This window comes from uncultured Bacteroides sp. (genome assembly GCF_958445495.1).
In the GTDB taxonomy this organism is placed as follows: domain Bacteria; phylum Bacteroidota; class Bacteroidia; order Bacteroidales; family Bacteroidaceae; genus Bacteroides.
On the sequence record NZ_CAUCSQ010000047.1, the window covers coordinates 1 to 21,160 of the forward strand.

Below are 21,160 nucleotides of genomic sequence, written 5' to 3' on the forward strand. Positions count from 1 at the left end.
ATCCTTCCGCACTGAAAACACAAATCAAATTCTGTAAACCGCAAGGACTTATCATCACCGACTCCGATTCATTCGAAGCCAGAGATTTGGAAAAAGCGCAGTTCAAGACTGACAAGCCTTTTGAGGAATTAGGTGTTAAACAGGAAGTACTGGAAGTGCCCATTTCTTCAATGTGCAAAGAAAGCTTGAAAGATTCGGGCTTGGACAATAAATCCATTCTCCGCTGCAAAAACATGTTCGCACTCGGATTGGTTTGTTGGTTGTTCAATCGGAATCTGGCTGCAGCAGAAAAAATGTTGCGCGAAAAATTCGCCAAAAAGCCTGAAATAGCAGAAGCTAACATCAAAGTACTAAATGACGGCTTTAATTACGGAGCCAACACACATGCTTCCACCTCTACTTATAAAATCGAAAGTAAGGCTCCGAAAGCCAAAGGACTGTACACGGATATCAACGGTAATAAGGCAACCGCTTACGGCCTGATTGCCGCCGCAGAAAAAGCGGGTCTTGAATTGTACCTGGGTTCATATCCCATCACCCCGGCAACAGACATCTTACATGAACTGGCTAAACATAAATCCTTAGGAGTAAAAACCGTACAATGCGAAGATGAAATCGCAGGTTGCGCCTCTGCTGTCGGTGCGGCTTTTGCAGGTGCCTTAGCAGTAACCACGACCTCCGGTCCCGGTGTCTGCCTGAAAAGTGAAGCGATGAATCTTGCCGTTATCGGCGAACTTCCCCTGGTTATCGTAAACGTGCAACGTGGCGGCCCGTCCACAGGCTTGCCTACCAAGTCCGAACAAACCGATTTACTCCAGGCACTTTACGGGCGTAACGGTGAAAGTCCCATGCCTGTCATTGCAGCCACTTCACCGACAAATTGTTTTGACGCCGCATATATGGCATGTAAGATTGCCTTGGAACACATGACACCGGTAGTATTACTAACCGATGCCTTCGTCGCCAACGGTTCCGCAGCGTGGAAACTTCCCAATCTGGATGAGTATCCCGCCATCAACCCTCCGTACGTAACCCCGGATATGGCCGGTAACTGGACTCCGTACCAACGTAACGAAGAAACAGGTGTACGCTACTGGGCAACCCCCGGAACGGAAGGATTCATGCACCGCATCGGTGGTCTCGAAAAGAGCGGAGACACGGGAGCCATCTCCACCGAACCCGAGAACCACAACAAAATGGTCTGTCTGCGTCAGGCAAAAGTAGATAAAATTGCAGACTGTATTCCCGAACTGGAAGTCTTGGGAGACAAGGATGCGGACTTGCTGATTGTCGGATGGGGCGGCACTTACGGCCATCTTCGCCTGGCTATGGACTTCATGCGCGAACATGGAAAGAAAGTGGCATTCGCCCATTTCCAATACATAAACCCGCTGCCTAAGAATACGGCCGACATATTGCGTAAATACAAGAAAATTATAGTAGCCGAACAGAACTTGGGACAATTTGCAGGTTACCTACGTATGAAAGTGCCCGGACTGAATATCAACCAGTTCAATCAGGTAAAAGGCCAACCTTTCGTTACAAGAGAATTGATAGATGCATTCACTAAATTATTGGAGGAATAAGAGATGAGCGACAAAGTATATACCATACAAGACTATAAATCAGGTCAGCCTCGTTGGTGTCCGGGATGCGGTGACCACGCTTTCCTGAACTCACTGCATAAGGCCATGGCCGAATTGGGAGTACCCCCGCACAACATCGCCGTAATCTCCGGCATCGGTTGCTCTTCGCGCCTGCCCTATTACGTAAACACGTATGGTTTTCATACCATTCACGGCCGTGCCGCTGCTGTCGCAACAGGAGCTAAGGTCGCAAATCCCAATCTAACAATCTGGCAGATTTCCGGTGACGGCGACGGTCTGGCTATCGGTGGTAACCACTTTATCCATGCAGTCCGCCGTAATGTTGATTTAAACATGATTCTGTTGAACAACCGTATCTACGGTCTGACAAAAGGACAATATTCACCGACTTCGGAACGCGGTTTTATCAGCAAATCGTCTCCTTACGGAACTGTCGAAGACCCGTTTCGACCGGCAGAACTGGCTTTCGGAGCACGCGGACGTTTCTTTGCGCGTTGCATAGCAGTGGACGGCGCAGCTTCTGTGGAAGTGCTAAAGGCGGCAGCCAACCATAAAGGTGCTTCTGTAGTTGAAGTCTTACAGAACTGCGTGATATTCAACGACGGGACCCATGCTTCCGTAGCCACTAAAGAAGGGCGCAACAAGAATGCAATCTATCTGGAACACGGAAAACCGATGTTGTTCGGCGAAAACAAGGAATACGGGCTAATGCAAGAAGGATTCGGGCTGAAAGTTGTGAAACTCGGTGAAAACGGTATCACAGAAAAAGATATCCTTATCCACGATGCACATTGCCAGGACAATACCCTTCAACTGAAGTTAGCCTTGATGGAAGGACCGGACTTCCCAATTGCACTTGGTGTAATCCGAGATGTAGACGCTCCGACTTATAATGATGCGGTTGCGGAACAAATCGAAGAAATCAAAGGCAAAAAGAAATACCACAATTTCCAAGAATTACTGATGACTAACGATACATGGGAAGTGAAGTAATTCAATGTCAACAATAAAAAATGGAGAAAGATAACTGAATATCTTTCTCCATTTTTGTTGAAACGATTTTTAAGAGCTGTTACCATAAAATGAAAATGTAACCACATCATTGATTATACTTACACACGAAATCTACAGTCCTTATTGTCAGGTCAGCATTTTCAGAACGCTGATTTACAAAATATTACAGGTTAAATAAACTATTACAATATACTGGTAATATCATCTTATACATTTTATTGTCAGCCTATGATTTTATTGTTCTCTCATATATCCTATCCGTCCGATATTACTCACCTTTCATAAAAAAAACCTATTAAACATATGTCAAATAACCGCTATACTTCTGTTATCTGGCAAACATCATTCTGTCAGACTAACAATATGATTAATTTACCACGGTAGTGGTAAGTACTTGTCACCACCGTGATAATATCTCGTCACAACTGTGAAAAGAGGTAATCACAGTCGTGACAAACTAATGATATCGGTACTCTAATGTAACTATACCAGCATTCCAATATAACTATACCGACTTCCCTACTTATAAAGTCCCACTTAACCACCCCGTAGACAAGGGACTTACCGGGGAAGCAGGAATACCTGACAATTAAAGTGAGCAATTCTACTGTCAACTTATCGTCAACATCTGTCACTAGGAGATGTAATACTGATATTCAATAAACTAATCATTATTATGACAGAACGAAAATAGCAAGAATACAAATCATTATATGTTAATCATTTTTCCGCCGAGCAATTACAGCTCGACCGGAACTCTCAGAGGCAATTGATTGGAAGCCGGACCGACAAGAATCTCAAACGCCCCTTTTTCCACTACAAACCGATGCTGATTCATATCGTAAAAAGAAAATGCATCCTCATTTAACACAACAGAAACCCGCTTCTTCTCTCCTTTCTTCAAGAATACCTTTTCATATCCTTTCAGCTCTTTCTGAGGACGGGGAACAGAGGCTTGTACATCATGCACATACACCTGAGCCACTTCGGAAGCATCCATTTTGCCTGTATTCTCTATATCAAAACTAACCGTAATCTGCTGTTCACCCGTTTTCTCCGCAGCTATATTGCTATAAGCAAAAGTAGTATAGGACAATCCGTAGCCAAACGGATAGAAAGGTTCTTTTCCCGAACGGTCGTATCCACGATAACCGACAAAGACACCCTCAGAATAATCTACACGCTTAATCTCGGCTTTCAAATTCTCATAATAACTGTTATGTACCGGATTATCTTCCCATTTCTTCTCGATAGAAATTGGTAACTTTCCGCTTGGAGAAATCTTACCGGTCAGGATTTCGGCAATCGCCTGTCCCCCCTCCTGTCCCGGATACCAAGCCATCAAAATAGCCTTTGCAGCATCATACCAGTTGCTAAAATTCACACCGCCACCGGCATTCAGCACAACCACTACATTAGAATGCATGGAAGCTATTTTTTTTATAAACAGTTCCTGATAGTGAGGCAAAGCAAACGGACGGTCAAAACCCTCGCCTTCCGTATTACTGTTGAAACCGGTGCAGAACACTACATTATCCACTTTTGCCAATCCTTGACGAAGTTTCGCTTCATTAAGGCTATAAGCGTTGAAACGGATAATAGCCGAAGAAATGTTATCAAAGAATTCAATTCGAAAACGATATTCTTTACCACCCTCAACCGGCAGTTCAACTTCACGACTGGAGTATGAATGATTACCCCAATCTCCCGTAATATGCTTGTCATTCACAAACAAACGATATCCGTCATCACCACCTATATGAAGTTTCAACTGGCCGTCTGCCTGCGGAACATAGCAGGCTGTCCAACGGACGGAAAAACTATCTGTCGGAAAACCCTCCAACGGTACTCCGTATCCCCAATCATAATCAATAGATGATTCAGTACGTATAACTTCCGGCCGTCCCGAAAGTGTTTTGTTCTTAAAGTATTCAGCCTTGAAACCTTTCACCTGACGATTAGAATCAATATAAAACTCATCGGTAATATCTTCATAAATCACATCATCCGTCAAAAGCACCAAATTATTTTTCTTCAGTTCTTTCAAGCCTTGAGCTACTGAGACGGTAGAAAAAGGAGTGACAAAACCACTGCCGCCACCGGTAGGTATCAAATTGGCATTAGGTCCCATTACGGCTGTTTGTCCTTTTAATGGAAGCAGATTATCTGCATTTTTCAACAATACTACCCCTTCGCGTGCCAGTTCTAAAGCTGTCTGGCGGGAAAAAGGATTATCCAACGGAATATTACTGTCTTTCTGTTCCTTATCCAACATGCCATAAGCAATTAAAGTCTGCAAGATATGTTGCACTTTCAAGTTGATGGTTTCTTCAGTAACAGTACCGGTTTTGATGGCAGGGATAAGATTGTCGGCATTCATGAAACGTCCTTTGGGCATCTCAAGGTCAAGCCCAGCATTAGCCGCTCCGATACCGGAATATACAGATGTCCAGTCCGACATCAGAATACCTTTGAAGCCCCAGAGATTGCGCAGGACATCAATATTCAGCCATTTATGCTCAGTGGTATGAACGCCGTTCAGAAGATTATAGCTGTTCATTACAGCACTCACATTCGCTTCCTGTACCGCTTTGCGGAAAACAGGGAAATAAATTTCATGTAAAGTACGCTCGTCTATATCCGAACTGGCATGATGACGGCTCCATTCCTGATTGTTGGCGGCAAAGTGCTTGATGGTTGCAATAACTCCCTCCGATTGTACACCCAGTATATATTGCTTAGCAGCTTCACCCGCCAAATAAGGGTCTTCCCCCATATATTCGTAGTTACGCCCGCACAATGGAGCACGATAAATATTTACGCCAGGACCAAGTAGGATATTAACGCCCCTCGCCTTGGCGTCCTGCCCCAAACCTTGCCCCAATTTATAAAGCAATCTCCGGTTCCAAGTAGAAGCAGACAGGATACCGGACGGATAAAGGGTACTTTTAGGGGCATGATTACGGATGCCTTGGGGACCGTCAGCCAACTTGATTTCAGGTATTCCCAAACGAGGTATCGCACGCAGAGAGAAGCTGGTATATCCGGAGATATACTCTATTTTCTCTTGCAAAGTCATCTTAGATACAATTTCTTTCGCACGTTGTTCCGCTTGGGGAGTAATAGTCTGTGCACAAGTTAATATGCTCCATACAAGCATACATATCCCTATGCTACTTATTTTCTTCTTCATGGTAATTCTGTTTTTAGATATCGGTACAATGTTGTGATGTGCATACCGAATAAATCATGTTTTTAGTTTATCAATTCTATCTTAACGGTTTGTCCCTGTACCAGGATATTATATTCTCCAGTTTCAAGGAACCGCTGTCCGTCCTCATTGACAAAGCCGAAATCACGTTCCGGATCTATGTCAAAACGGAAGGTTTTCGTTTCTCCGACTTTGATAAGCTGCTTCTCAAAGTACCTCAATTCTTTCACCGGACGGGTAATCGAACAATACGGGTCGGAGATAAACCAATGGACAGTTTCCGCCCCGTCACGAGTACCGACATTGGTAACAGTTACTTCAACCGAGAGCTTATCGCTACGTTTCACTTTAGTGGCAGAAGGGGTAACAGCGCCATACTTGAACTCAGTGTAGCTCAGACCGTGACCGAATGGGTACAACGGGGCACTTGTTATATCTTTATAGAATCCCTGATGTCCGCGTCCGCTCTTACGACGGTTGTAATAGATAGGAATCTGTCCTGTGGAATAAGGAAAAGTCATAGCAAGTTTACCCGAAGGATTGATACGTCCTGACAATATCCCCGCCATCGGAAACGCACCATTCACACCCGGTTGCCAGATTTCCAGTATGGCATCAGAAATAGGTTCCAGACGGCTTAATTCCAACGGACGTCCGTTCACTAATACCAGTACGACAGGTTTGCCCGCTTTCTTCAACTCTTTTGCCAGTTCTTCCTGAATTGGCGGCAAGGCAATAGAGGAACGGGATGCATTCTCACCACTCCAGGTCATCATCTCTCCCAGGCAAAGAATAACAACGTCAGACCAACGTGCAGCTTCCAATGCTTCTGCAAACCCTTCGCGGTTATTTCCTTTCGTCGGACAACCTAATGCATAACGCAGTTCGGCTTTTCCGGCAAACTCAGTTGCCAATCCGTCATAGAGCATTGTAACATCCGTATCTTTTCCATGACCACACCAAGAACCCAGCAAGTCCCAACCATTTTTCGCCATTGGACCTATCACAGCAATCTTCTTTTTATCTACTAGCGGCAGTAGCCTGTTCTCATTTTTCAGCAATACCATAGATTCTGCTGCAAGTCGGGCAGCGATCTCCATGCTTTGCGGGCGAAAGAAACGTTCTTTCTCTGTTGTGACAGGAGTATAGGGACGTTCGAATAAACCGAGACGGAATTTCAGAAGTAAAACACGACGAACAGCCTCGTCTACTTGAGCCATTGACACTCTACCCTCTTCTACCAGCTCCTGCAAATGACGGTCGTAAGCGTGAGACATCATATCCATTTCAAGACCGGCGGTAAATGCATACCGGGCAGCCTCTTTTTTGGTTGCTGCCAATCCCTGGTTCTTCAACTGTTCGATAGCTCCCCAATCGGAAACGATAAAGCCGTCATGTCCCCAACGGTTCTTTAATATTTCAGTCATTGTATAAGGATTCGCCGAGCCCGGCACACCACTGATATCATTAAAAGAACTCATCAGAGTGGCCGCACCAGCTTTCACTCCCATTTCATAAGGAAGCAGATAAGTATCCCAAAGAGTTTGCCTAGAGATTTCAGTATAAACATAGTCACGTCCGGCTTCAGATGCTCCGTAACCTACAAAATGTTTCAGACAGGCTGCCACACGGTTTTCTGCCGATAGGTTATCACCTTGATAACCTCTGACAGAAGCTGCACCGAATACTCCGTTCGTATAAGGGTCTTCGCCATAACCTTCCGCCACACGTCCCCAACGTGGGTCACGTACCACGTCAATCATCGGCGAGAACGTCCAGTCCACTCCCGACATACGGGCTTCCTGTGCAGATACGGCACACGCCTGTTCCACCAAATCCGGATTCCAGGAACAAGCCTGCGCCAACGAGATAGGATACACGGTACGGAAACCATGAATGGCATCATAACCGAAAATAATAGGAATACCCAAACGGGACTCTTCCATCGCTTTTCTCTGCATATTATTACGCAGTCCGGGATTTGTCTCGAAATAAATCAGAGAACCGATTTCCGCAGGTACTTTTTTTACTTCTTCACCTATATTATTCACGTTGTTATTCCGTCCCAAGGTATATTGGTTCAACTGCATCACTTTCTCTTCCAAAGTCATGCGGGATAACAAGTCATCTACACGTTTCTCAATCGGAGCCTTTGCGTCCTTATATACCGCACCATCTTTTTTATCCTTTGCCGAAAGAGTACATACAGTAGCTAGCAAACAGATTCCGTAAACTAATATTTTTTTTCTCATTTGTATTTCTGTTAGTTAGTAATAAACAGGTCAGTCACTTTATACGGATGCTTCACTGCCGCATGGGCAGCGTTTTGGGCGACAGCTTTCCGCGCCTCATCCAACCCCTCCGGTCCATAAGGATTCCCGACTACATTACGTTTGAAGATACGTTCGAACCAGGTACAGGCAGCAGTATAACGCCCGACCTTCACATCCAGATGATGACCGTCCCTATCCAGATGGTCACCGATGAAAGAGGTACGGGCATTTTGTATAGCAGTGCCGGAAGGGATGATAATCTTTATTTTATTCGCCTTAGCCGCTTTTTTCACTGCATCTACGATTGCTCGGTACATCGTCAGTTGATCGCGGTTGTAGTTTTTAAATCCACCGTGATTGGAAGTGGATGCATACGCCCAAGTCTGGTGCAGCATCAACTTTGTTTTCTTGGGAAGACGGGCTTTTACATACTCTATGAGCTCGGGAAGAGAGGCTTCATACGTCTCATACATTCCGGAAAAAGTACTTGCCTGTTGCAGGCTGACATAATCCCAGTCTTCATCCGCCAACACCATTTCCAAAGACATTTTGCCTTTTTCCCGTTTCTTTCCATCCGTACCGATTTTCCGGTAGGCATAGGCAGGAGCATTTTCACGTGCATTCTTCACATGGCGTTCCAGAGAACAGCCACCAATAAACATATTGCCGATTATGGTTGAAATACCTTCGGCTTCCGCAAGTTCATGCAGATACTGCTCCACGGCATCTTGGGAAAAGCTGTTGCCAATGGCCAATATCTTAACTACTTTTTGCTGTCCATATACCCCCTCCGGCAGAAGGAGCAATATGAACATACAAATCGCAACAATTCTATATCTCTTCATCACAATCAAATATAGCTAAACCTATTGGTTATTTCTTTTTTTCATGTAATAATCTCTCATCAGATACCACGCTTTCTTACGCATACCCTGGTCAGATATGAGTCCTTTGCGGTTCCAGCCATCCTGATTAGTGGGGTGAAAACGGAACGGAGAACGGAAGTCGAACAGAATCCAGGGAGATACTCCACGCAGGTTAGGGATATTGTCGAACATACGGATATTATCTCTATACAGACGTGCCTGATACTCTTCACTCCAGGAGCTGACTACATTCTCATCGCCGGACTGACCGTACAGTGCTTCACCACCAAATTCAGAAATAATCAACGGTTTGTCCGTCACTACTTCCCAGATTGCATCTTTCGGTTCAACAGGCCATGGATGATACCAGCCCATATATTTATTGATTGCTACGACATCCAATTGGGAAGTAAAGGAATCTTCCATTACAAAACGCTGTTTCTCACTGTTAAAGCGCACAAGGTCAAAAGCGGCGACATACAGACGAGTAGTATCCAATTGTTTGCCTGTTTCAAGCAGGGAAGTCAAAAAATCATTCCGTTCTTTGGAAGGCTGTGTTTCATTGGCAACACCCCAGTAACCTACTGCACAACGATTCTGATCGCGCTTTATCATTTCAGAAAGCATCTTCTGTGCTTTCTTACGGGTATCTTTGTCTGTAAAGTCAATGCCTTGCCAAATAGGAATTTCCTGCCAGAGAAGGAAACCCATCTTTTCTGCCAAGCGTACCGTGTATTCATTCTGCGGATAATGTGCCAGACGAATCATGTTCACACCAAGCGCCTTAGCTTCATTCAGCAACATGGCTGCATCGACTTCCGAGAAAGCACGTCCCATGCGCTGCGGAATCTCCTCATGGAAAGAGATGCAACACATAAATGTCGGTTTCCCGTTCAGGTAAATATCCGTTCCTTTCACTGTGATGTTACGGAAGCCTATTTGTTCCTCCACGCGGTCGGTATTTGAAGAGATGCTCACACCATAGAGTTTCGGTTCTTCGGGCGACCAGCGTTGCAGTTTCTTTGCATTCAATACGGTTTCCGCTTTTCCTTCCGCATCAGTGGTAAGTTCCGCATTGATTTTAAGTTCGGGGATGGCGACTGTCACCTTTTCACCTGCCTTTTTATCAGAAAGACGTACACGGGCAATGATCCGGTCGGGAGCATTTTTATCCAGTTGGATGAAGTAATCTTCTATAAATGTGCGGGGAGTTTTCACCAGCAACACATCTCTTGTGATGCCGCCATAATTCCACCAATCGAACGCCATAGCAGGAATGGCGTCCTTGGTACGACGATTGTTCACTTCTATTGCCAGGAAGTTATCGCCATCTTTCAACAGGTCCGTCACTTCTACTTGGAAAGGGGTGAACCCACCTTCATGTTCTGCTATTTCTTTTCCGTTCAGGTAGACTTTGCAACGATAGCTGACAGCACCAAAATAAAGAAACTGACGCTTGTCTGCCAGACGTTTGGCATCAAAATGACGCGCATACCATACAGTACCCTCATAATATTTCAGTTCGGGCGACTGCGAGTTCCAGTCTCCCGGGACATTAAGACGCAAGCCGCCTTCGAATGCATATTCGTAGAAATCAGTATTTCCTTTCGGTTGCTGATTTTCATAGATTTTCATTCGTTGTCCCTGGTCGTACAGGTCGATAATGGCATTCCATTTACCATTCAGTGAATGAATGTCACGACCGTAGACATTCGTTATCAGTTCCTGTGCCGCAACGCTTCCTGCAAAAGCGATCAGCAACAACAGACATAGATTTAATTTCTTACCTATTTTCATTTATCTATTAGTTTGTGGTATTTATACATTATTCGTTTCTCGATTCATTCTTCAGGAAATTCATCACCCAGTTCCAGGCAGCACTCCACTGCTCTGCATAGGCATAATGGGCAGTCGTTTCGGCCACGAACAACTCTTTCGGAGCATTAATCATGTTGTAAGCCGAATAAGTGGTGGTAGGCGGACAGACCATATCATTATAACCGAAAGTATAGAATCCCGGTACTTTAACCTGCCGGGCAAAGTTGACTACATCAAAATACTGGATGGTTTTAATCTTCTCCGGTGTCCGGTTCCTTTCATCCTTAAACATGTGCGGCCAACCTCCTGCACGACCATGAGCATAACCTGCAATATCACACAAAGCCGGATAGAAAGAAACTAATCCTTTGACACGGTTATCCAGTCCGGCAATCACTATGGAAAGTGCTCCGCCCTGGCTTCCACCGAAAGTTGCCAGATTACCATTAAATTCGGGAAGTGTGTAAATGAAATCAATGGCTCTTACACAGCCTGTATAAACCCGTTTATAATAATACTTATCCCGATCGTCCGTGTTGAATGAATGGTAATTCTTCAAGGCCCCGTTATAAAGTCGGTGATATACATCTCCCGTCAGATTGACCGGAATGCCGTGAATACCGATTTCCAAAATGATAAAACCATTTCCGGCACGTTCGGGCTCCCCGTTATATGCGCGGATACCCGCACCCGGTACTTTCAAGATGGCCGGATATTTTCCGGGAGCTTTCGGCACACAAAGGATGCCATACATACGGGATGCATAGTCATTATTCGCAAAAGAAACATGATATACATTCACTTTGTCCGTACACTTTTCCGGCAATAAAGTCATTATAGGTTCCAGCGACCACTTTTCAGCGGCTTCTTTGGTGCTCTTCCAGAATTCAAGAAAATCGGCGGGCAACGGAGTAGTCGGTTGTAGCTTCTCCGGATCAAAGCCGACAGTAGCTACACCTTCATATTCACGCCCTTGATAACTGACAAAAGCACGGCAACGCAGAAAACCCTCTTTTTTCATTGTACCTGCATTAATTTCGAGCTTTTCATTCTTCAAAGGTTGTTTACCTGTCTGATGAGGTTTCATCATATCTTCCGAAATCTCATAACGCACTTCCAGATGATCTTGTGGAATATTGCATTTCAGTACAGCTACTTTGAATTTCACTTTTTCTCCCGGTTGATACAACCAATTGGTGTGGTCGGGAGTGACCAGCACTTGAATCAGCCTTTCCGCCGGTTGCCCGTACACAACGAATTGCACGGCAACAAACAAAGCAAGAAAAACAGAACGCAAACTTTTTATCATAATTCCATTATTGTTTATAGTCTTTTCATGGTTTTACCTGATATTGATAAAGAGTGAAAGAATTCTTATCATTCAGCTCGAAACTTACTTTACCCTGTACACCAACTTCAGCAACAAACTTTTTGCCATTTCCCATCAAAGGAGTAAAAGTTACCTTCTTACCTTCCGGAAGCCAAGTATCAATGGTTCTTTTGGCTATATCATTGTCTTCGCGGTAAATAATGAGATAACCTTGCGTGTCAGAGACTATTGATTGAAATCCTGTCCACGAGCGTCCCGAAGGTTCTTCACCAATGGGTAATATGATGCCTTGATGAAATTGAAGTTGCAAGGGTTGATATTCCTTGAGCAGAGTTGCCGTAGCATAAGCCTCTTCGGGCAGGTTCGAAGCCTCCATCCAAGCCAATGGCTGTGCCGCCAGGGTGATGGCGAAGAGGTAGTCGAAACTATAACGAGCGGGAGCAAATGGATCGGTAGTGCTGTACTTATCGGCATTACGCCATTTATTAAGGAATTCTATCTGCATCTTCTCGGCCGGTACATAGCGAGACAGCATCCAAAGATTACGCAAGGTGCGATAAGGATAATAGTTGCCCCAATCGGTATAACGGTTTTCCAGGAAGATATTGCCATACTCATTCATATAATGATATCCACCGCGACGACCGGCAGTGGCATCGAGGTTGAAAATCACCTCATGGTTGGTTTGTGCTAACACGGTATCAAACAACCGGCGTAAATTCTGTTCGGCTGTTTTAGTAGGTATTTGTAAGCCATCTATCTTGAAACAGCAGATGCCATACTCCTTGTAAAGCCCGATAATGACTTGCGCATCTTTTTGCCAATCGGCAAAATCATTCTGTATACTAGGATTGAACCATAATCCGATACGAATACCCAATTTCTTTCCTTTCTCTACAATGCGCTTCAGTCCATGAGGGAATTTCGTGGGATTGGGCGTCCAGTAATCGGCATTTTTCCAGATATCTTTAAAACTGCCTCCGGCTGTCTTTGAGTTGGGGCTTTTTCCGCTCTGCCAACCATCGTCCAGTTGAAAGAGGGTGACACCCAGACGTGCGGCACGGTCCAGCTCGGCCAGACAGAAAGCCTCATCTATTTTAGCATCCTGACTACGGTCACCCCAGGTATTGAGCATAATCATCTCATCCTGTGCGGCAGTGTGGTGGCGCAGTTGTTTTTGATAAAGGCGCAATGCTGTTAGTGCTTCTTGTTCATCTCCGGTATAGACACCGGTAACGCATCCATAAACACGAGTCCAGCTATCCGGTTTCACATCATCAGATGCAATGCCCAGACCCACTACCATAAAATCGCTAAAGTCGGCCACGAAGTCGGAACCATTATAATGTAATTGGGTACTGCTGCAAGGAGCCTCTTTCAAGAAAAAGAAACCTTGCCGGGTAGCCACATCGTGAGCAAAAAGCAGATTACCACGATAGGTATTGCGACGGTAAGGAAGCCAGGTACGTTCTGTCACCAGATTGTCGTTCCAATCAGTATAGTCGAAGAACTCTACCGTACGGGCACGCCAATGATTACCGGAGAGTTGCAATCTGTCGATCGTCGGAGTTTTCACCCCCGTAGTCATATCGGCTGTGTGCTCTATATTTTTACGATCGGCATTAGAACGATTGTCATCTTTATTCTGGTAAAGTTCTACTTGTCCTTTCAGATAGGTATCGCAGGCAATGGCGGGACAGTCTGCATAAATGCGATAGCGACGTTCTATACTTAGAGAACCGATGGTGCAAGCCACAGTGGCTTGCAAATAGCTGGCATGTATACCATTCGTTGGAATCTCATTCACAGTGAAAGTAGCAGCTGTAGGGATGCCTTTCACAATCGAGAAGTCGGGCTCTTTGCCTTGAGCCGGGATTATTTTTCCACATAGCTTATCGGTGAGGCTAATGGTGACAGGTGTACCATTATTCCACAGCATGGTACGCTCCATGTAGTTATTGCCCATACGTAATGTATCACCTTTCAGGAAAGCATAATAGTGCTGTCCTCCCCAAAGCGGCAATCCCAATATGGTTGAGAGAAATATCGTGATAATACTTTTTTTACTCATAGTTTGTCTGCGGTTTGATGTAAGCCGGAGCCTCCAACAACTTGTTGGGTTCGTTGAAACGTTGGTTATCGGGTACATTGTGTTTGCCCAAGCCTGCCTGCATAAGCTGCTTTAATTCGGGCAGATGATGATGATAGATATCACGCGGTTCTACGCCATGCTTATGACAGAGTCCGGCTGCCATACCTACTACTTCGCCCATCATACCAGTAGTACGCATCACACGCACCGTACCCAAGGCTACGTGTGTGCAACTCATATTACGACCTGCCATAAAGAGGTTATCCACATTGCGCGAATAAAGACAACGATAAGGGACAGCGTAAGGATGAATCCAACGATGCACCGTTGCCGACTTGAATTCATTATCAGGAAAACGCACACTGTTCACGCTATCGGGGAAGTGGAGGTCGATACTCCAAGTGGTAGTAAACGAAGCATCCTCGTGTGCCACATTTTTGTCTATATCGTCTTGTGCTAACACATAGTCGCCCAGAAGGCGGCGAGATTCACGTTTACCGGAAACATACGCCACCCAATCGAGTGAACGGTTGGCATACTTTTTACGATCCGCATAGTGATTCTTCAGATAGCTCCAATTGGAATATACCACCAAAAGTCCATAGTCGCGTATGCGTTCAGCCTCGGTGATTTGATTACGGTTCATTCCTGTTTCCCATTTCCATTCGCCCATAGTTACAGGCTCACAATTATCAGCGCCAAAGCGCATACCATATTCGAAGCGGGGGAAAGAGGTCTTCTTCTTCATGTCCTTGCTATACCATTGTACCGATGCGCCCATCACTAGCGAGTCGGGCTGCTCGGGAGCGAGACTTTCGCCATATTCATCGCGGCCTTCACGTCCCATAGTCCAATCGGCACCGGCTAAGTAGCCTATGGTAGCATCGCCAGTACAGTCACTAAAAAGAGGAGCGGTAAGTTCGGTTTGTTCACCCGTCTCAATATGTTGAATAGTGACTGATGCTATGCGATCACCCTGCATCTTTACGGCCACAGCACGTTGCGAAGCATAAAGGGTGATATTCTTTTCGGCAGCTATAAAGTCTTCCTTTTTCTGATCTTCATAATAGTCACCCGGTTGGGCATTACCGGAACGTTCATGACCGAATTCGCGTATCATACGCCCCAATCCCTGATTAGGCCCCATTTCGATGATACCGCCAAGATGTACACGAACTTCCGACGAGTTATTACCGCCCAATACAGGACGATCATTCACTAACGCCACTTTGCAACCTAACCGGGCAGCCGATACAGCAGCACACATACCGGCTATGCCACCTCCTACTACCACAAAGTCGTATTGATGAGCCGGTACCACCCGTTGTTGTCGCAAACGGGCACGAAGTGCGGCTGTCTCTGCCCTACCCCAGGTAACAGGTTGTGTATCCGCATCGGTCGTAAGGTAAACAGCATCACAACGACCATCGAAACCGGTGAGGTCTTTCAATACAAGAGAAGTAGTCCCCGCTTTCAATGCTACCTTTCCAGCAAACTGCCATTGCCACGAGTTACCGGTATGTCCCAACGTAGCTTTCAGCAATTTGCCGCCTAAAGCCACGCGGAACTTTCCAGGACCTTCAGCATCAGTCCAAGGTGAAGTCCAGTTGTAAGTACGGGCATATACGTAGTAAGTACCCGCTTGGGAAATATTGATTTCTGCCGTAGCATCCGCCACAGGAGTACCCATACCATGTGCCATGAGATAGGGCGAACCCATTTGATCCATGAATTGCTGGTCGAGCACCCAGCCACCTCGCCGACTGAAACTTTCTGCTTCGATGAGTAGTTCTTCGGCTACAGTCACAAGGCTACAGGCTACGGCTATGCATGTCAGTAAGAGTCTTTTCATCACAGCACAGCGTTTTTAAGATTATTGAATAGTTATATCTCCCACTCTCACCCAACCTTGGACGGTTTGATACTCATCGCGGGCTGAGAGGAAAATGCCAATAGCATTCTCTTTGGTAGTATCTACCAACCCCACTGCCCAAGTGTAAGTACCTGGGGCTACATCAGTGAGTTTGATATCGCTAGTATAAGTTTTTGGAGCTCCACTCATCCAGGTAGCAATGTCCGCTTTCTCCTCTATATAGATATGGGCAGGCTCCTCTGTATTCTTGTCGAGCAGAGCGATAGCTAGTTTGTACTTGTCACCATACTGCGGCAAATTGGTAGGACAGTAACCCCAACCCAAATTCGACCAGCGGTGAGTAAGTGATACACTACTGCCACTACGGGCTATAGTAGGAATAGACAGACGGTCGGGATAGAGACGGTAAGCACCTTCGGCAATAAACTCCTTCACCAAATGGAAAGCTGTATTGAACCAAGAATGAGTTTCACCTTTGTTCACGTTGGTATCAAAGCGGAGGTCCATCATGTTGACATAACCACCCTTGGCTTCATCATATTCTCCCTGACGCACCTCGGCAAAATTCTTGTAACCATCGCCGGCAATAGAACCACCGTGTGATGATTCTACCCAACCACCTTCCATAGTGATAGGTACGATACCATGATAGGTAGTACTGATGCCACGCTCCCAATCCTTATAATATTGCTTCATGCCGAAAGCATCGTGACGCAAACAGAACCCTTTGGCTACGGCACGTCTCACCATATCGGCAGCTACATCGGTATCGGCACCACTAAATTCTTTGGTACTAAGCAGACAACGGTGATAGTTGATCATAATGGGCACTTTAGTGAAAAGACGAGACATTACGTCAGTAATCCACTCAAATACGACCTGCCTGGGAGCTTCATCGCCTGTAGAATATTTCAAGGAATGAGTTTCGCCCCATTTCCCCAACCCAAAACCACTCACAAATTGAGTGACATCAGGGTCATTATACTTGGCAGCAAAAGCAGTAAGGAACGCTTCATACTCTTTCTGAAAGATAGGATCGTCGGGATAAGGCGTCCATACGTTTACACTACCGGTAGTAGTGGTAAATCCTTTGGCTCCGGCCTCTTTTACATAAGTGGGACAAGCATCCTCATGCTTATCACGACTGTCGCACACAAAGGTGAAAGCGAGCTTTAAGTTGCGTTCTTTGGCTCCTTTCACCAGCATTTGGAAACGCTTCGCCGGTTCGGTCTGTAGAGTCTCATCCCATATATATTTCCCTCTTTCAGGATTAAAGTGACTCCAAAGACCACGTATGTAGAGTGTACTACCATAGTCAGATACCTTCACAATGCCATCGGACGACTCAAAATTATCGTAGAGTTCCCAAAAATCCATCATCATACCACTCCCAATACCTGAATAGATAACCCATCCACTCATGGGATTGCGCAACAGTTTATAGCGTTCGGGCTTAATGCTGACAGTGGTGTTACCTTCAATGTTCCAGCAGTCGGTTGTAAGGTCATCATCGTCTGAACAAGAAGTGCCTATGAAAGTCGTAGTAGCCAGCAGACACATCAACAAGGTCTTGATGTTGTTTTTTATTATTTTATTCATAGAATATACGTCTTAATTGTTATTGTTTAAAGGTAGAATAAGAAGTGATTGAAACCCCACCCCTTATTCTTTCATTTTGGATTTATTTAATATCAAAAAGCACTGTATTGTTTTCTATGTCCACTACTACATAGTTACAGCCTTCAGGGATGAGGAAGTAAGCATAGCGGTTGTCAGCCTGACCTGTTACGGCCTTTTCTATTTTACCTGCTATTACTTCAGTATATCCATTGTGGTCGTTACGCTTAGCGTCGGCAGTAGATCCAACGAACCATCCGTTATTAGCATATCGTAAGGTACTGAAATTCACCCAGCCGACATTTGTCTTACCATAGTTATCCTTATATTCATTGCGAGGCAATGCTTCACCTTTATAAACAAAGATTTTCGGATTAGCAACACTCTGAATGAGGTTATATTTCACTTGACAGTACTTAAAGTTTTTCCCGGTTTCTTCGTCAGTACCTGCATCATAAGCAAAACTGTTAAAACCACCGTACATGTGCAAGACATTGACTTCTTGGCTCCACGGATTTATCCCGAGTTCGGTGTTGTTGAACGATACAGTGAGTGGTTTCAAATCAGTAGTAGCCGAATAGATAGTAATAGTCTTTTCCTCTTTATTCAATACAATACGATAAGTACCACCAGTCGGAATGGTCCAATACTGTTTGTCGACTTTGCTGATGAGTGCTTGTCCGAATGTTGTCAACTGTCCATCCTCGATATCGTGGTTATCAGCTACTTCTGGCACAATGGCCATGGATTGATTACCTTCGAAAACGAGTGGGATATAGAGGCTGCCAGCTTTCAGTTCACCACGCCAAGCGTAGATCTGGTCGTTTTCAAGAGCTTGGGTCATCTCGATCTGGTCTTCACCCACGGCACTACCAGCCAGGAATATCTGATCGGCTTCAACTACTGCACCGGCTTCGACTATCTTCACGGTCTGTTTGCTCATATTCACAGTGATACGATAGGTAGCTGCAGATGGAACCACCCACGAATTGGCTTCAGCACGGTCAAATATGACACCTGTCATCTCACCTGTGGTAATAGGAGTATCGGCTGTTTCCGGACCAATGGCATTCAATTCGTCGGCATAATCAACGGGAAAGTTTATCTTACCGGCAACCAAAGCTCCTTCGTAGCTATAAATCTTGTTTACCTCATCCTTCAACGTCATCTTTATAAGTTCGTCACCCACAGCAGAACCTCCTACATAAAGATTATCAGCTTTATACTGTTTTGGACCATATGTTTTGATCTTTAAAGTAGCGGTAGCAATATCCGGAACCATCAGACGAGGCCCTTCAAAGCTGGCTGTAACAGTAAAAAGTACTTCACCAATGGTACTGGTAGTAAGTCCGAAATGGTCGACCAGTATTTTCTGCATCTCCTCGTTGGTGTACGAGCGAAGGAATTCCCCATCGTCATCAAACTCCTTGATATTTTCGGCCTCACTACCGATAAGTTGCATCTCGTATTTATAAGTCGTAATATAATCTTCTCCAAAGTCGTGAGCAGCGCTCCACTTCAGAGTGACAGCAGTTTCATTGGGTTTGCTCTCATCGAGCTTGATATATTCACCCGAAGGAACCAGCTCAATCTCCGACTGATTGCGTGAGGCAGTATTATTTATATCCTCTTCGCATGAGGTGGCAAGCATATTCAACATTCCCACAGCCACCATAGTAAGGTTTCTATATAAATGTATTGTTTTCATGTTCGTAATAGTTTATAGAATTAATAACCCGGATTGTTGGGTAACAAGTTGGGACACAACTCTACATCATGTGTAGGCAACGGCCACAAGTATTCACGTTCGGGAAAAATACGCTTGGCACCCTGCGAACAATAACCTGCATTGAAAAGAGCCGAAAAATCCGCTAAACCATCTTCGTCGATTTGCGGGGTCATTCCCCAGAACCAAAGGTTCTTATTGACCACATTGTTCAACAGTTCCGTAGGGTCGATAAGCATGATATAATTGTAACCATTCAGCGCTTTCTCTGCCAATTTCCAACGCATCAAATCCTGCAGACGTTGGTTCTCCATGGCAAACTCCATGCGACGTTCTATACGCAAGGCACGGCGTAACTCTGTCTGGTCAGTAGTGGTTACAACAGGATAACTGTCAGTTGCAGTTACATTTACACCATAAGCACGGGCACGTACCATATTGATAGCTTCCAGCACACTGCTGTCAATCCGGTTCAGCTCTATCATGGCTTCAGCATAAATCAGCAGTACGTCAGCATAACGCATTATGATATAATCCTGCTCTACCTTTTGATCTACTGCCCAACTGGCATCGATACCTTTTTTCCACAACAATCCTGTATATGAGCTGTACTGATTCACAATACGGGTATCTTGGTTACTTTGCATCTTTCCGGTAGTATAGTTCATCACGGTTTTAGCTGCGGGACTGGGATCATACTCGAAACCACAATGCTCGGTATTGAACTCAACGATGGTCATTGTACAACGCGGGTCACGATTCTTAAAAGGATTTTTTGGATCAAACAGTGGGGACTCGTCGATTGGTAAACCGTCGGTACAAAGGTACGAAGCCAAGAGATCCCACGAGGGATTGTACGATCCATAACCTCCTGCATTACGAGGAAGACCATTTTTCACAATCCAAGAATCGAGCATCACTTCGTTTTCAATAGAACGAGGTATCACGAATACTTTCTCATCATTCAGTTTGGTGCTTTGCTTAAAGAGCTTGGCATAATCGGACTCCAAAGAATAGAGGTTGAGATCCATACAAGCTTTGGCGGCTTGGGCAGCAATCTCATAGTCACCCATATAAAGGGCAAACCGTGCTTTCATAGCCAAAGCTGCTCCCTTGGTGGGATGGATATTTTCATCCTTTCCGTAGCTTGCGGGCAAACCGGCAACGGCTTTATCGAAATCATCGTATACCAAAGGAATTACTTCAGCTTTAGGCTTGCGACCACGTTGCAAAGCTTCGGAAATAGTAATAGTCTCCTCCTGATAAGGGACATCGCCATAAAAAAAGAGCAGGTCGGCATATTTACAGGCACGACAGAAATAAGCCTCACCAGCATAGCGATCATAGACCTCCTGCGTAACAGAACCTTTTGCCTTGTGAATATTTTCGAGCATTGTGTTAGCACGGGCTATAAGCTTAAACGATTGCTGCCACAAAGCATATACTTCATATTGTTGGCCATTCATGGTCCCATCAAGTATAGTTCCACCGCTTCCCGGGTTACGATTCGTCTGACGATAGGTAGTGTTGTCCGACCATTGTTCGGATGAACTAAGGGGTTCTTGCCAATAACCTAAGATGTAAAAATCATTGGAAGCCATACGCAACTCTGTTTCAGTTGTGTACCATGACTCTGTATTGCCTTGCGATTTAGGGACCAAATCCATGCTCTCGCAAGCAGTAAGCCCCAGACACATTCCAGCTACTAATAATATCTTTGTTTTCATATTCTA

At 45.0% G+C, this 21,160-nt stretch carries 12 protein-coding genes; 2 read left to right on the plus strand and 10 right to left on the minus strand.

Features of this window, described 5'->3' with window-relative positions; genetic code table 11:
• Together Q5076_RS14220 and Q5076_RS14225 are read left to right on the plus strand one after the other, a co-directional pair.
• Positions 1 to 1,586 (plus strand): 2-oxoacid:acceptor oxidoreductase subunit alpha (locus Q5076_RS14220; protein WP_303014258.1); only part of this gene is annotated, 1,586 nt, incomplete at its 5' end.
• 3 nt (positions 1,587 to 1,589) lie between these two features.
• The gene (locus tag Q5076_RS14225) at positions 1,590 to 2,600 is read left to right on the plus strand and encodes a 2-oxoacid:ferredoxin oxidoreductase subunit beta (RefSeq protein ID WP_303014259.1); all 1,011 of its coding nucleotides are present in this window, start codon (positions 1,590 to 1,592) and stop codon (positions 2,598 to 2,600) included.
• Positions 2,601 to 3,360: 760 nt separating this feature from the next.
• On the opposite strand, the gene Q5076_RS14230 is transcribed toward Q5076_RS14225, so the two are convergent.
• From Q5076_RS14230 to Q5076_RS14275, 10 genes are all read right to left on the minus strand, one after another.
• Complete coding sequence (locus Q5076_RS14230) at positions 3,361 to 5,814, minus strand: glycoside hydrolase family 3 protein (protein ID WP_303014261.1); 2,454 nt, start codon at positions 5,812 to 5,814, stop codon at positions 3,361 to 3,363.
• A 62-nt stretch (positions 5,815 to 5,876) separates the two neighbouring features.
• Positions 5,877 to 8,084 (minus strand): glycoside hydrolase family 3 N-terminal domain-containing protein, encoded by a 2,208-nt coding sequence (locus tag Q5076_RS14235; protein ID WP_303014262.1) that lies wholly within the window; start codon positions 8,082 to 8,084, stop codon positions 5,877 to 5,879.
• An 11-nt stretch (positions 8,085 to 8,095) separates the two neighbouring features.
• Positions 8,096 to 8,950, minus strand: coding sequence for a DUF4886 domain-containing protein (locus Q5076_RS14240; RefSeq protein WP_303014263.1), 855 nt, complete (start codon positions 8,948 to 8,950; stop codon positions 8,096 to 8,098).
• Positions 8,951 to 8,971: 21 nt separating this feature from the next.
• Complete coding sequence (locus tag Q5076_RS14245) at positions 8,972 to 10,768, minus strand: glycoside hydrolase family 2 protein (RefSeq protein ID WP_303014264.1); 1,797 nt, start codon at positions 10,766 to 10,768, stop codon at positions 8,972 to 8,974.
• A gap of 28 nt (positions 10,769 to 10,796) precedes the next feature.
• A complete protein-coding gene (locus Q5076_RS14250; protein WP_298044503.1) occupies positions 10,797 to 12,098 on the minus strand; it encodes an acetylxylan esterase in 1,302 nt (433 codons plus the stop codon).
• Positions 12,099 to 12,123: 25 nt separating this feature from the next.
• Positions 12,124 to 14,190, minus strand: a complete 2,067-nt coding sequence (locus tag Q5076_RS14255; protein ID WP_303014265.1) for an alpha-galactosidase — start codon at positions 14,188 to 14,190, stop codon at positions 12,124 to 12,126.
• Positions 14,183 to 16,063: an FAD-dependent oxidoreductase gene (locus Q5076_RS14260; protein ID WP_303014266.1), complete on the minus strand. Its 1,881-nt coding sequence runs from the start codon at positions 16,061 to 16,063 to the stop codon at positions 14,183 to 14,185. Before Q5076_RS14260 ends, Q5076_RS14255 begins: the two co-directional genes overlap by 8 nt.
• Positions 16,064 to 16,084: 21 nt before the next feature.
• Positions 16,085 to 17,683, minus strand: a complete 1,599-nt coding sequence (locus tag Q5076_RS14265) for a DUF4832 domain-containing protein (RefSeq protein ID WP_303014267.1) — start codon at positions 17,681 to 17,683, stop codon at positions 16,085 to 16,087.
• A gap of 82 nt (positions 17,684 to 17,765) precedes the next feature.
• The gene (locus Q5076_RS14270) at positions 17,766 to 19,409 is read right to left on the minus strand and encodes a SusE domain-containing protein (RefSeq protein ID WP_303014268.1); all 1,644 of its coding nucleotides are present in this window, start codon (positions 19,407 to 19,409) and stop codon (positions 17,766 to 17,768) included.
• A gap of 20 nt (positions 19,410 to 19,429) precedes the next feature.
• Positions 19,430 to 21,154 carry a RagB/SusD family nutrient uptake outer membrane protein gene (locus tag Q5076_RS14275; protein WP_303014269.1) on the minus strand — a complete coding sequence of 575 codons (1,725 nt, stop codon included), beginning with the start codon at positions 21,152 to 21,154 and terminating at the stop codon, positions 19,430 to 19,432.
• Positions 21,155 to 21,160: the final 6 nt, after the last annotated feature.